At 72.5% G+C, this 11,197-nt stretch carries 13 protein-coding genes; 9 read left to right on the forward strand and 4 right to left on the reverse strand.

Features of this window, described 5'->3' with window-relative positions:
• Nucleotides 1-1,264: peptidase C39 family protein (locus G3I41_RS16445; RefSeq protein WP_164400970.1), on the forward strand; the 1,264-nt coding region annotated here is incomplete at its 5' end.
• Between the two features lie 143 nt (nucleotides 1,265-1,407).
• Nucleotides 1,408-2,457, forward strand: a complete 1,050-nt coding sequence (locus G3I41_RS16450; RefSeq protein WP_164400971.1) for a glucose 1-dehydrogenase — start codon at nucleotides 1,408-1,410, stop codon at nucleotides 2,455-2,457.
• A 24-nt stretch (nucleotides 2,458-2,481) separates the two neighbouring features.
• Here the strand turns inward: G3I41_RS16450 and G3I41_RS16455 are convergent, their stop codons facing one another.
• Nucleotides 2,482-3,132, reverse strand: a complete 651-nt coding sequence (locus tag G3I41_RS16455; RefSeq protein ID WP_164400972.1) for a TetR/AcrR family transcriptional regulator C-terminal domain-containing protein — start codon at nucleotides 3,130-3,132, stop codon at nucleotides 2,482-2,484.
• Nucleotides 3,133-3,204: 72 nt separating this feature from the next.
• Between G3I41_RS16455 and G3I41_RS16460 the strand changes: the two genes are divergently transcribed.
• Nucleotides 3,205-4,617, forward strand: a complete 1,413-nt coding sequence (locus G3I41_RS16460; RefSeq protein WP_164400973.1) for an FAD-dependent oxidoreductase — start codon at nucleotides 3,205-3,207, stop codon at nucleotides 4,615-4,617.
• A gap of 17 nt (nucleotides 4,618-4,634) precedes the next feature.
• On the opposite strand, the gene G3I41_RS16465 is transcribed toward G3I41_RS16460, so the two are convergent.
• Nucleotides 4,635-5,099, reverse strand: a complete 465-nt coding sequence (locus G3I41_RS16465) for an MSMEG_6728 family protein (protein WP_164400974.1) — start codon at nucleotides 5,097-5,099, stop codon at nucleotides 4,635-4,637.
• A 119-nt stretch (nucleotides 5,100-5,218) separates the two neighbouring features.
• Here G3I41_RS16465 and G3I41_RS16470 point away from each other — a divergent pair, with 119 nt between their 5' ends.
• From G3I41_RS16470 to G3I41_RS16480, 3 genes are all read left to right on the forward strand, one after another.
• The gene (locus tag G3I41_RS16470) at nucleotides 5,219-5,716 is read left to right on the forward strand and encodes a DUF2975 domain-containing protein (protein ID WP_164400975.1); all 498 of its coding nucleotides are present in this window, start codon (nucleotides 5,219-5,221) and stop codon (nucleotides 5,714-5,716) included.
• The gene (locus G3I41_RS16475; RefSeq protein ID WP_164400976.1) at nucleotides 5,716-5,967 is read left to right on the forward strand and encodes a helix-turn-helix transcriptional regulator; all 252 of its coding nucleotides are present in this window, start codon (nucleotides 5,716-5,718) and stop codon (nucleotides 5,965-5,967) included. Before G3I41_RS16470 ends, G3I41_RS16475 begins: the two co-directional genes overlap by 1 nt.
• A gap of 285 nt (nucleotides 5,968-6,252) precedes the next feature.
• The gene (locus G3I41_RS16480) at nucleotides 6,253-6,402 is read left to right on the forward strand and encodes an SCO1431 family membrane protein (RefSeq protein WP_164400977.1); all 150 of its coding nucleotides are present in this window, start codon (nucleotides 6,253-6,255) and stop codon (nucleotides 6,400-6,402) included.
• A gap of 66 nt (nucleotides 6,403-6,468) precedes the next feature.
• Here G3I41_RS16480 and G3I41_RS16485 read toward each other — a convergent pair whose 3' ends face one another.
• Nucleotides 6,469-7,743 carry a glycoside hydrolase family 18 protein gene (locus tag G3I41_RS16485; protein ID WP_164400978.1) on the reverse strand — a complete coding sequence of 425 codons (1,275 nt, stop codon included), beginning with the start codon at nucleotides 7,741-7,743 and terminating at the stop codon, nucleotides 6,469-6,471.
• 389 nt (nucleotides 7,744-8,132) lie between these two features.
• Here G3I41_RS16485 and G3I41_RS16490 point away from each other — a divergent pair, with 389 nt between their 5' ends.
• Nucleotides 8,133-9,305: an acyl-CoA dehydrogenase family protein gene (locus G3I41_RS16490; RefSeq protein ID WP_164400979.1), complete on the forward strand. Its 1,173-nt coding sequence runs from the start codon at nucleotides 8,133-8,135 to the stop codon at nucleotides 9,303-9,305.
• A gap of 395 nt (nucleotides 9,306-9,700) precedes the next feature.
• Here the strand turns inward: G3I41_RS16490 and G3I41_RS16495 are convergent, their stop codons facing one another.
• A complete protein-coding gene (locus G3I41_RS16495; RefSeq protein WP_164400980.1) occupies nucleotides 9,701-10,096 on the reverse strand; it encodes a hypothetical protein in 396 nt (131 codons plus the stop codon).
• A gap of 202 nt (nucleotides 10,097-10,298) precedes the next feature.
• Between G3I41_RS16495 and G3I41_RS16500 the strand changes: the two genes are divergently transcribed.
• Together G3I41_RS16500 and G3I41_RS16505 are read left to right on the forward strand one after the other, a co-directional pair.
• Nucleotides 10,299-10,739, forward strand: a complete 441-nt coding sequence (locus G3I41_RS16500; RefSeq protein ID WP_018103953.1) for an Lrp/AsnC family transcriptional regulator — start codon at nucleotides 10,299-10,301, stop codon at nucleotides 10,737-10,739.
• Between the two features lie 46 nt (nucleotides 10,740-10,785).
• A partial coding sequence (locus tag G3I41_RS16505; protein ID WP_164400981.1) for an amidohydrolase family protein occupies nucleotides 10,786-11,197 on the forward strand: 412 nt, incomplete at its 3' end.

Consider the following 11,197-nt stretch of genomic DNA (forward strand, 5'->3'; position numbering starts at 1 on the left):
GGCGGCGGCCCCGCGCCCCGGCCGGCCCGCGCCGCCCTCGGTGGACCACCACGCCTGGACCACGTACACCGACTGGCGCTGCGGCGACCGGGCCGGGACCCGCGCGGTCGCCGGCCGTCGTGCCGGTCTGGTCATCGCCCACCCGCTGGGCCGTACGGACTACACCGACCCGCACACCGGCACCACCGCCGCCTGGGAGTACGCGACCTGGACCTCGCCCGCGCACCGCTCGTCCGTCCCCGCGACCGAGGTGATCGCCTCCTGGAACGCGGACACCCCGGCCGGCACCTGGATCCGGATCGAGCTGAGCGGCGGCTACTCGGACGGCACCCAGACCCCGTGGTACGTGATGGGCCGCTGGGCCGCCGGTGACGCGGACATCCGCCGCACCTCGGTGGACGACCAGAGCGACGGCAAGAGCTCCGTCTGGACGGACACCTTCTCGGTGGACGACGCGGCGAGCGGCCTGCGCCTGCTCTCGTACCGCCTCCGGCTGACCCTGTACCGCACCCCGGGCAGCCGCCTCACCCCGACGGTGTGGCGGGTGGGCGCGATGGCCTCGGACGTCCCGGACCGCTTCACGGTGCCCGCGAGCATCCCGGGCCTGGTCCGCGAGCTGCCGGTGCCGCGCTACTCGCAGAACGTCCACGTGGGCCAGTACCCGGAGTACGACAACGGCGGCGAGGCGTGGTGCAGCCCGACCTCCTCCCAGATGATCATCGAGTACTGGGGCCGCGAGCCGTCCGCCGAGGACCTGGCCTGGGTGGGGCCCGGCATCCCGGACCCCTCGGTCTGCCACGCCGCCCGCTTCACGTACGACTACCAGTACGAGGGCTGCGGCAACTGGCCGTTCAACGCCGCCTACGCGGCCACGTACGACGACATGAGCGCCGCCGTGACCCGCCTCGGCTCCCTGAACGACGTGGAGACCCTGGTCCGGGTGGGCATCCCCGTCATCACCTCGCAGTCCTTCCTCAAGGAGGAGCTGACCGGCGCGGGCTACGGCACGTCGGGCCACCTGATGACGGTCATCGGCTTCACCGCCGACGGCGACGTCATCGCGAACGACCCCGCGTCCCCGGACGACGACGCGGTCCGCCACGTCTACAAGCGCCACGAGTGGGAGACCATCTGGCTGCGCACGAAGCGGTACGACGCGAACGGCAAGGTCAGGAGCGGGACCGGCGGGGTCTGCTACGTCTACTGGCCGGCCCGTCCGACCCCCGCGCAGCGGCGGGTGCTGAGGTCGTTCGGGCTGGTGTGAGCCGCCGGGTCCGCCGGTCGGCGCAATCCGGGGGGAGTACCGGCCGCCGGGGCGCAAGACCGGCGGGCGATCGGGTAAACGGGCAGCGGGTGAGCGGCCGGGAGAGGCCGACGCCGCTGCCCGCGTGCGCGAAAGGGGTACCGATGCGTGCCGTAACCGTACGGCCTTCGGCCGGCAGGAGCCTTGAGGTGTGCGAGGTGCCCGACCCGGTGCCGGGTCCCGGCGAGCTCCTGGTGGAGGGGCTCTGTGTGGGGGTCTGCGGCACGGACAAGGAGATCGCGGCCGGCGACTACGGCTGGGCGCCCGGCGGCGAGGACCGGCTGATCATCGGCCATGAGTCGCTGGGGCGGGTGCGGGAGGCGCCCCGGGGAAGCGGTTTCTCGGCCGGCGACCTGGTCGTGGGCGTGGTGCGGCGGCCCGATCCGGAACCGTGCGGCGCCTGCGGCCATGGCGAGTTCGACATGTGCCGCAACGGGCGCTACACGGAGCGCGGGATCAAGGAGCGGCACGGCTACGCCAGCGAGTCCTGGACCGTCGAGAGCGACTACGCGGTCCGGCTCGACCCGTCCCTGGAACGCGTCGGCGTCCTGCTCGAACCGACCACCGTGGTGGCCAAGGCGTGGGAGCAGGTCGAACGCGTCGGCGCGCGGTCCTGGTTCGAGCCGCGGCGGGTCCTGGTCACCGGTGCGGGGCCGATCGGCCTGCTCGCCGCGCTGCTGGGCCGGCAGCGCGGACTGGACGTCCACGTCCTCGACCGGGTGACCTCGGGGCCGAAGCCCGGTCTGGTGGCCGGTCTCGGGGCCACCTACCACAGCGGTTCCATCGACGACGTGGCCTCCGCGCTCCGCCCCGACGTGGTGATCGAGGCCACGGGCGTCGGAGACGTGGTCTTCGGCGCGATGCGGGAGACCGCGAGCTACGGGATCGTCTGCCTGACCGGCGTGTCGCCCAAGGGCCGCCCGCTGTCGGTGGACGCCGGCACGCTCAACCGCGAACTGGTGCTGGAGAACGACGTGGTGGTGGGGTCGGTCAACGCCAATCTGCGCCACTACCGGGCGGGTGCCGAAGCCCTCCGCCGTGCCGACGCGGACTGGCTGGAGCGGATGATCACCCGGCGGGTGCCGCTGCGGGACGCCGCCGACGCGTTCACCGCGCGGGACGGCGACATCAAGGTCGTCATCGACCTCGGCTGACGCCCCGGGGCGCCACGCGCGCCCTCAGTCGATGCCGTAGGCCGCCGCGATGCCCGCGATCACCAGGTCGAGCGCTTCCGCGTAATGCCGCTCGTAGTCCGCGAAGATCTCCGCACCCGCCGCGGCGGTCAGCGGGTAGGCGGCCAGCAGCCGCGCGCGCTCGGCCACGTCGAAGCCCTCCCGGCGCCGGCCCGGCAGGGGTTCCGCGCCCTGCTGCTCGATGACGGAGCCCAGCGTGAACATGTACGTCGTCGTGGCCGCCCGCACCGCCTGGGCCAGGGTGAAGCCGGCGGCGGTGAGCAGCCGCAGGCTCTCCTCCATCTGCTCGGCGTGCACCGCGCCCGTGAAGCGCGAACCGCTGAACACCTTGGCGCCGTCCCGGTAGCCGAGCAGGGAGGTCCGCAGGGCGTGGTTGGTCGTCCGCAGCCGCTCCCGCCAGGTGTCGGCCGGATCGAGGGGGGTTCCGGCGACCATGCGCCGATATATCTCGGTCGCCATCTCGTCCAGCAGGGCCTGCTTGTCCTTGAAGTGCCAGTAGAGGGCGGGCGCCTTGACGTCCAGCTCCCTCGCGATGGCGCGCAGGGTCAGACCGTCCAGGCCCACCTCGTTCAGCAGCCTCAACGCCGTGTCCGCGACCCGTCGGCGGTCGAGGGGGGCGCGTCGTTCGGTACTCACGCTTGACAGCTTAACGCCGTTAAGGCCATCCTCGGAGCCATCCGGCACTTAACAACGTTAAGGAGAATCGTCGTGGACACGGATGTTCTGATCGTCGGCGCGGGTCCGACCGGTCTCGCCCTGGGAGTGGACCTGGCCCGGCGCGGCGTGGACGCGCTCGTCCTGGAACGTGCGGAGGCGCTGTTCCCCGGCTCCCGCGGCAAGGGCCTCCAGCCCCGCACCATGGAGGTCTTCGACGACCTCGGCGTCATCGACGCGATCCACGCGGCGGGCGGCACCTACCCGGTCGGCATGGTCTGGCGGAACGGCGAGCGGGTCGGCGAGCACCACATGTTCGACCCGGTCGAGCCGAGCGAGGGCTCGCCCTACGACAAGCCGTGGATGGTGCCGCAGTGGCGCACCCAGGAGATCCTGGCGGAGCGGCTGGCGGAGCTGGGCGGCCGGATCGCCTTCGGCCGGGAGGCCGTCGGTCTCACGCAGGACGCGGAGGGCGTCACCGCCCAGCTCTCCGACGGCGGCACGGTGCGCGGCCGCTACCTCGTCGCCGCCGACGGCGGCCGGTCGGCGGTCCGCCGCGCGCTGGGCATCGGGATGACCGGCGAGACCGTCGACCCCGGTCCGACCCTGGTCGCGGACGTGCGGATCACCGGCCTGGACCGCGACAACTGGCACATCTTCCCGCCCCGTGACGGCGCCGACTTCCTCGCCGTCTGCCCGCTGGCCGGCACGGAGGACTTCCAGGTGACCGCCCGCTTCCCGGAGGGGACCGACGTCGACCTCACCCCGGACGGCGTCCGCAAGGTCCTCGCCGCGCGCTCGCACATCCCCGCCGAGGCCGTGACCGAGGTGCGCTGGGCCTCCGACTTCCGCCCCCGCGCGGCCCTGGCCGACCGCTTCCGGGCGGGCCGGGTGTTCCTCGCCGGGGACGCCGCGCACGTGCACTCCCCGGCAGGGGGGCAGGGCCTGAACACCAGCGTCCAGGACGCCTACAACCTGGGCTGGAAGCTGGGCGCGGTCCTGGCGGGCGGCGCCCCGACCGCGCTCCTGGACAGCTACGAGGAGGAGCGGCGCCCGGTCGCCGCCCAGATGCTCGACCTGTCCACCGGCGTCCACCGGGGCGAAGTGCGCCGGGGCGGTGCGACCCGCCAGCTGGGCCTCGGGTACCGGGAGTCGCCGCTCACCGAGGAGGCGCGGAAACCGGTACCGGAGGGCGCGCTCCGCGCCGGCGACCGCGCACCCGACGCGACCGTGGACGGCGTACGGCTCTTCGACGCCTTCCGCGGGCCGCACTGGACGCTGCTCGCGCTGGGGACCGGCGCACCCGGAGGCGTGGGCGGCCCCGTGGCGCGGGTGGTGAGCGGGAGTGTCCCCGGCGCGTACGGCGCCGGGCTCTTCCTCGTACGGCCGGACGGGTACATCGGGTGGGCCGGGACCGCACCGGACGGGCTCGACGCCTACCTGCGCCGCTTCGGCCCGACCGGCTGAGGCCGCTGAGGTCCTGGCTAGGCGCGGTCCGACGCCGGCCACACGTACGGCAGGTCGTCCGGTACGCCGGGGAAGCGGCCCCGGTAGTACTCCGGGTCCTTGCGGAGCAGCGCCGACTGATGGCTCCGGTGGAACTCCGGGTCGCCCAGCCATGGCGGCAGCTCCCCCTCCGCCGCCAGCTCGGGCTGCGGGCGGACCGGCGCGTCGCCCGTGTGGGCCCGGTAGTCGTGCGCGAGGGTGCCCGCGCAGGTGTCGGCGCGCCCCTCGGCCGTCCAGAGCGCGCAGACGTCGAGGCCGTACCGGACGAGCGCCTCCTCGTACCCCGTCCACATGCGGACCGCCGGATGCCTGCGCCACCCGTAACCGGGCACGGTCAGGCCGCGGAACACCTGGAGAGCCTCCACCCGCTGCTTGCCGAGCCGTCTGGCGTCCAGGACTGCGGCCGACTCCGTGAAGCCGGGAAAGGGGAGAAAGGTCTGCATGCGACCTGTCTACCCGGGCGGCCACCGTTCCGCCCTCCGCGCAGGTGCGCCCCTCTCCGTGATTGCCTATCGAAAAACGATAGATTAGGATCGCATTTCGATAGGTAGGAGGAGAGGTCATGGGGAAACTGACCGACATCGCGCTGCGTTGCGTGATCGCGGCACTGCTCGCCGGTGCCTTGTTCCTGCAGGTGCTGATGCTGGTCCTGCTCTTCCGCGACTCGGGGAGCACCGGCGACGCCGGGGATCTGCCCCGGGTCCCGGTGGCGCTGATCGTCGTCCTGGGGATCGGCTGCGCCGAGACCGTTCTGGTGTGCGTCTGGCGACTGGCCGCGATGGCCCGCCGGGGAACGGTGTTCTCCGGCTCCGCCTTCCGGTACGTGGACCTGGTGACCGGTGCCTTCGCCGGTGCCGCACTCCTGCTCTGGACGCTCGGGACCGTTCTGGCGCCGGGTGAGGCCGTCGCGCCGGGTGTCGTCCTCCTGATCGGCGTGGTCGGCCTGGCGGTGTTCGGGGTCGCGCTCGTCGTGCTCGTGCTGCGCACGCTGCTCGCCCAGGCGGTCGCCCGCGACGTGCAGGCGTCGCGGATGCAGGCCGAGCTGGACGAGGTGATCTGATGCCGATCGTCGTCGACATCGATGTGATGCTGGCCCGGCGGAAGATGTCCGTGGGTGAGCTGGCCGAACGGGTCGGTATCACCCCCGCCAATCTGGCGGTCCTCAAGAACGGCCGGGCCAAGGCCGTGCGCTTCGCGACCCTCGCCGCGCTCTGCGAAGCGCTCGACTGCCAGCCGGGGGACCTGCTGCGCTGGGAGGCGGCGGACGAGCCGGACCGCGTACCCGGCCGGGACGCGCCGGTCTCCGGGTGAGGCGTGCCGTCCTCACCCGGTATCGCAGACGGCCGGTACACGCGGCGCCCGGGGGAGCCCGGCCATGATCAGGGCGTACCGGGTGCGCTGACCGCGCGCTGTGGTCTGCGGCACACCGGCCATCGCCCCCCGACGGGGTTTCCGCACGTCGTGGGCGCGTTGGCCGGGCCGGCCGCCCGGTGTAGTGACGGACATCTCTACCCCCGGCCCCGCCGGGGTGGCACTGTGGTCGGGTCCCGGCCGGGTGCTGGGCGCGACCCCTGCCGGCCGACCGAACGAGATGCCATGACCGCGACTGCCGCCTCCTTCACCGCCGCCCGCCGCCGCGCCCGCACGGGCGGCCCCGACGACGGCCCCAAACTCCTGGAGCACGTCCTGGGCTGGACCCTCGTGATCGTGGTCGCCATGCTCGTCACGCAGCTCGGCCTGCTCTAAAGGGTGTTGCGAAGGGGCGGGGAGTCCGAACGGCTCCCCGCCCCTTCCGTGCACCGCGCTACCGGGTCAGTCGATCGCCTTGATCAGTTCGCCGTCGGTGGTGTCGCCGCTCAGCTCCCAGAAGAAGGTGCCGCCCAGGCCCTGCCGGTTCTTGTACGCCATCTTGGTGCCGATGGTCGCGGGGGTGTCGTAGCTCCACCAGTTGGTGCCGCAGTGCGCGTACGCCGTGCCCGCGACGGTGCCCGTGGTGGGGCAGGTGTTCTTGAGGACCTTGTAGTCCTCGATGCCCGCCTCGTACGTGCCCGGGGCCGCGCCGGTCGCCGTACCGCCCGGCCCGTCCTGTGTGACGCCGGTCCAGCCGCGCCCGTAGAAGCCGATGCCGAGCAGCAGCTTCGAGGCGGGGACGCCCTGCGCCTTCAGCTTCTCGATGGCCGCCTCGCTGTTGAAGCCCTCCTTCGGGATGCCCTCGTAGGAGGTCAGCGGGGAGTGCGGTGCGGTCGGGCCCTTCGCGTCCCAGGCGCCGAAGAAGTCGTACGTCATCGGGTTGTACCAGTCGACGTACTGCGCCGCGCCGCCGTAGTCGACGGCGTCCAGCTTGCCGCCCTCGGAGCCGTCCGCGCTGATCGCCGACGTGACCAGGTTGCCGCTGCCGAACTTCGAGCGGAGCGCCGACAGCAGGTTGCCGTAGGCGTCCCGCCCGCTGGTGTCACACGTGAGTCCGCAGGCGTTGGGGTACTCCCAGTCGATGTCGATGCCGTCGAAGACATCGGCCCACCGGGGGTCCTCGACCAGGTTGTAGCAGGACTCGGCGAACGCGGCCGGGTTCTTCGCGGCCTCGCCGAAGCCGCCGGACCAGGTCCAGCCGCCGAACGACCAGATCACCTTCAGGCCCGGGTGCAGCTTCTTCAGCTTGCGCAACTGGTTGAAGTTGCCCCGCAGTTCCTGGTCCCAGGTGTCGGCGACGCCGTCGACGGACTGGTCGGCGGTGTAGGCCTTCTCGAAGTCCGCGTACGAGTCGCCGACCGTGCACGTGCCGCCCTGGACGTTGCCGAAGGCGTAGTTGATGTGCGTGAGCTTGTCGGCCGAGCCCGAGGTCTCGATGTTCTTGACGTGGTAATCACGCTGGTAGACACCCCAGTTGGTGAAGTATCCGACCACCTTGTCACCGGCCGCTGTGGGGGCGGCGGGTGCTGCTGCCGGTGCGGCGGCCCGGGGCGCGGCGGGGGCCGCGCCGGCGGAGCCGGTGCCGACGACGCCGAGCAGGGCCGCTCCCAGGGCGGCGGTGCACGCGGCGGCGGTAAGGGCCCGGAGACGGGCTCCCGGGTGATGCGGTCCGGTCATGGTTGCTCCTCGTGGGGGAGGGGACGTGCCGATGGACCACCGGCTTCCGGCCATGGTTGGCATGGACGCGTAAAGCCGGTTCGCCGGGAACGGTAGATGGACTAGACCAGTGGGTCAATGGTTCGGACCAATCTTGATGATCTCCGGGGCGGGTGGAGCCGGGTGCCCGAAGCCCGTTCACGCGTATGTTCGGTCAACCGGTGACGGATGCCATCCGATCGGGCATACTCGTCCCGCCACAGCCTCCTGCCTGCACCTCTCGTAATCCGGGAGGGCAACATCGGCTGGGCAGCAGTGATTTCGGGCATCGCCCGGAGATCCCCCGGCGGCGCCGCTCACACCCCGCGCGCGCGACCGCCGCAACGCCCGACAGGGAGGAGAGCGCCGTCATGTCCGACCGTGCCCCGCAGTGGGTCGAACGCCGTCTGCCCACCGAGGAAGCCGGCCAGCTGATCGACCTCGTACGGGAGATCGCCCAGCGGGAGATCGCGCCGCACGCGGCCGAGGAGGAGGAAGCGGGCCGCTTCCCCCGCGAGGTCTTCACCCTGCTCTCCGAGTCCGGCCTGCTCGGCCTGCCCTACGACTCCGAACACGGTGGCGGCGACCAGCCGTACGAGGTCTACCTCCAGGTCCTCGAAGAGCTCAGCGCCGCGCGGCTCACCGTCGGCCTCGGCGTCAGCGTCCACTCCCTCGCCTGCCACGGCCTCGCCGGCTACGGCTCCAAGGAGCAGCGCGCCGAACACCTCCCGTCGATGCTCTCCGGCGGCCTGCTCGGCGCCTACTGCCTCTCCGAACCCGCCTCCGGCTCCGACGCCGCCTCGCTGCGCACCAAGGCCGTACGGGACGGCGACGACTGGGTCGTCACCGGCACCAAGGCATGGATCACGCACGGCGGCATCGCCGACTTCTACACGGTGCTGGCCCGCACCGGTGCCGAGGGAGCGCGGGGCATCACCGCCTTCCTCGTCCCCGGTGACGCCGCCGGGCTGAGCGCGGCCGTCCCCGAGAAGAAGATGGGCATGAAGGGCTCGCCCACCGCCCAGCTCCACTTCGACGGCGTCCGCATCCCCGACGCGCGCCGGATCGGCGAGGAGGGCCAGGGGTTCGCGATCGCCCTCTCCGCCCTCGACTCCGGCCGTCTCGGCATCGCCGCCTGCGCCATCGGCGTCGCCCAGGCCGCACTGGACGGGGCCCTCGGATACGCCACCGGCCGCAAGCAGTTCGGCCGCCCCATCGCGGACTTCCAGGGCCTGCGGTTCATGCTGGCCGACATGGCGACCCGTATCGAGGCCGGCCGCGCGCTCTATCTGGAGGCCGCCCGGCTGAGGGACGCCGGCCGCCCCTTCTCGCGCCAGGCCGCCATGGCCAAGCTCTTCTGCACGGACGCCGCGATGCAGGTGACCACTGACGCCGTCCAGGTGCTCGGCGGCTACGGCTACACGCAGGACTTCCCCGTCGAACGGCTCATGCGCGAGGCCAAGGTGCTCCAGATCGTGGAGGGCACCAACCAGATTCAGCGGATGGTCATCGCGCGCCACCTCGCGGGCCCTGAGTCCCGCTGACCCGCAGCGGCCGTTCGGACCACACGGGCGTCGTCATGATCCGGTTCCAGTCCTGGTCATGACGGCCCGGCAGGGTGCGGCCCGTGCTCTCCCAGTGCCGCAGCAGCGCCCGGTAGATCGGCGGATCGCTCGACCGGGGCACCGCGCGCGGCACCGACCGGGGCGGTTCGGACGGGGACGCCGGCACGGAACCGGAATGCGGAACCGATTCTTCGGAGAGCGGAGCGGCGAGCCTGCGGCGCCCGGGGCCGGCTGTGGAATGCAGCGGGGTCATACCGGGGCAACGCCGTGGGACGCGGCGGGGTCACTGGCTGTTCGATTCGGGCGAATGTTCACCCGGTTCTCCGGGCTGCCGGGTTGCTCACGCACCCCGGCCGCGCGTTCGGGAGGCGGGCTCAGGCGGCCTCGCGCCGGAGCGGACGGGCCACGCGCATCGGACGGGAACCGGCACCGCCGGCGTGTGAGAAGGGCTGGGTCCGCCAGTCGAGGCCCTGCGGGAGCGTCAGCAGCAGCGCCGTCTCCTGCTCCTGCACGCCGTCCGCCTCGGCGGGCCGGGCTCCGGCGGCACGCCCCGTGCCGGGGCACACGGTGAGCACGAACGGGTTCCACGGGGACGGGCACAGCGCGTGCTCCGGGAGGACGTCCTCGTCCGCAAGGAGCGCGATGGGCTGCGCGCAGTCCGGGCAGACGACCCGGTACATCTCGAAGGTGTCGTACGCGTCGGGAGCGACGCCGTCGAACGGGTCAACGGGCTCCGGTTCGGTACGTCCGGTGAGCTTCAGGTGTGACATGGGAAATCCCCCCTCGGATGGGCCGGCATGACGCTGTGGCCTCGGCCACAGCAAGCACTTCCCGCCACCGATCGGCCGTAACCGTTCCGTGTCCCCTTACTGGCGCGTAAACCTGTGGCGTTGGTCACATGTCCGGCGCGGGTGCCGTCCCAAGGGCTGGGCAGCTGTGCCGGGAAGGACTCATGGCCATAGATTGATCCATATGGAGGAGCTGGACCGTCACATCGTGGAGTTGCTCGTCAAGGACGGGCGGATGAGCTACACCGACCTGGGCAAGGCCACCGGCCTGTCCACCTCGGCGGTTCATCAGCGCGTCCGCAGGCTGGAGCAGCGCGGGGTGATCCGCGGCTACGCCGCGGTCGTGGACCCGGAGGCGGTGGGCCTGCCGCTGACCGCGTTCATCTCGGTCAAGCCGTTCGACCCCAGCGCCCCGGACGACATCGCCGAACGGCTCGCCGGGGTCCCCGAGCTGGAGGCGTGCCACAGCGTCGCCGGCGACGAGAACTACATCCTCAAGGTCCGTGTGGCGACCCCGCTGGAGCTGGAGAACCTGCTCACCCGCATCCGTTCGCTCGCCGGAGTCTCCACCCGCACCACGGTCGTCCTGTCGACCCCGTACGAGGCGCGCCCGCCGCAGATCTGAGGGGGCGCGCACGGAGTGCGCGCGCACAGGCGGGAGACTGGTGCTCATGACCGAGAGCACCGCCCCCCAGAGCGAACACCGCACCGTGCTGCTGCGCGGTGGAGACGTCCACAGCCCCGCCGACCCCTTCGCCACCGCCATGGTGGTCGAACGGGGCCATGTCGCCTGGGTGGGTTCCGAAGGCGCCGCCGACGCCTTCGCGAGCGGCGTCGACGAGGTGATCGACCTCGACGGGGCGCTGGTCACCCCCGCGTTCACCGACGCCCACGTCCACACCACCTCGACCGGTCTGGCCCTCACCGGACTCGACCTCTCCGGCGCCCGCACCCTCGGCGACGCCCTCGCCCGCGTCCGCGCCCACGTCGCCGCCCACCCCGCCGCCCGGGTGGTCCTCGGACACGGCTGGGACGCCACCCGCTGGCCCGAGCAGCGCCCGCCCTCCCGCGCCGAGCTGGACG

This window comes from Streptomyces sp. SID9727, from assembly GCF_010550605.1.
Lineage (GTDB): Bacteria > Actinomycetota > Actinomycetes > Streptomycetales > Streptomycetaceae > Streptomyces.

Excerpts from the sequence above, each read along its gene's own strand:
- G3I41_RS16475 (WP_164400976.1), top strand. The coding sequence starts at position 5,716 with ATGCCGATCGTCGTCGACATCGATGTGATGCTGGCCCGGCGGAAGATG.
- G3I41_RS16495 (WP_164400980.1), bottom strand. The coding sequence starts at position 10,096 with ATGTCACACCTGAAGCTCACCGGACGTACCGAACCGGAGCCCGTTGAC.
- G3I41_RS16470 (WP_164400975.1), top strand. The coding sequence starts at position 5,219 with ATGGGGAAACTGACCGACATCGCGCTGCGTTGCGTGATCGCGGCACTG.
- G3I41_RS16485 (WP_164400978.1), bottom strand. The coding sequence starts at position 7,743 with ATGACCGGACCGCATCACCCGGGAGCCCGTCTCCGGGCCCTTACCGCC.
- G3I41_RS16450 (WP_164400971.1), top strand. The coding sequence starts at position 1,408 with ATGCGTGCCGTAACCGTACGGCCTTCGGCCGGCAGGAGCCTTGAGGTG.
- G3I41_RS16500 (WP_018103953.1), top strand. The coding sequence starts at position 10,299 with ATGGAGGAGCTGGACCGTCACATCGTGGAGTTGCTCGTCAAGGACGGG.
- G3I41_RS16480 (WP_164400977.1), top strand. The coding sequence starts at position 6,253 with ATGACCGCGACTGCCGCCTCCTTCACCGCCGCCCGCCGCCGCGCCCGC.
- G3I41_RS16465 (WP_164400974.1), bottom strand. The coding sequence starts at position 5,099 with ATGCAGACCTTTCTCCCCTTTCCCGGCTTCACGGAGTCGGCCGCAGTC.
- G3I41_RS16490 (WP_164400979.1), top strand. The coding sequence starts at position 8,133 with ATGTCCGACCGTGCCCCGCAGTGGGTCGAACGCCGTCTGCCCACCGAG.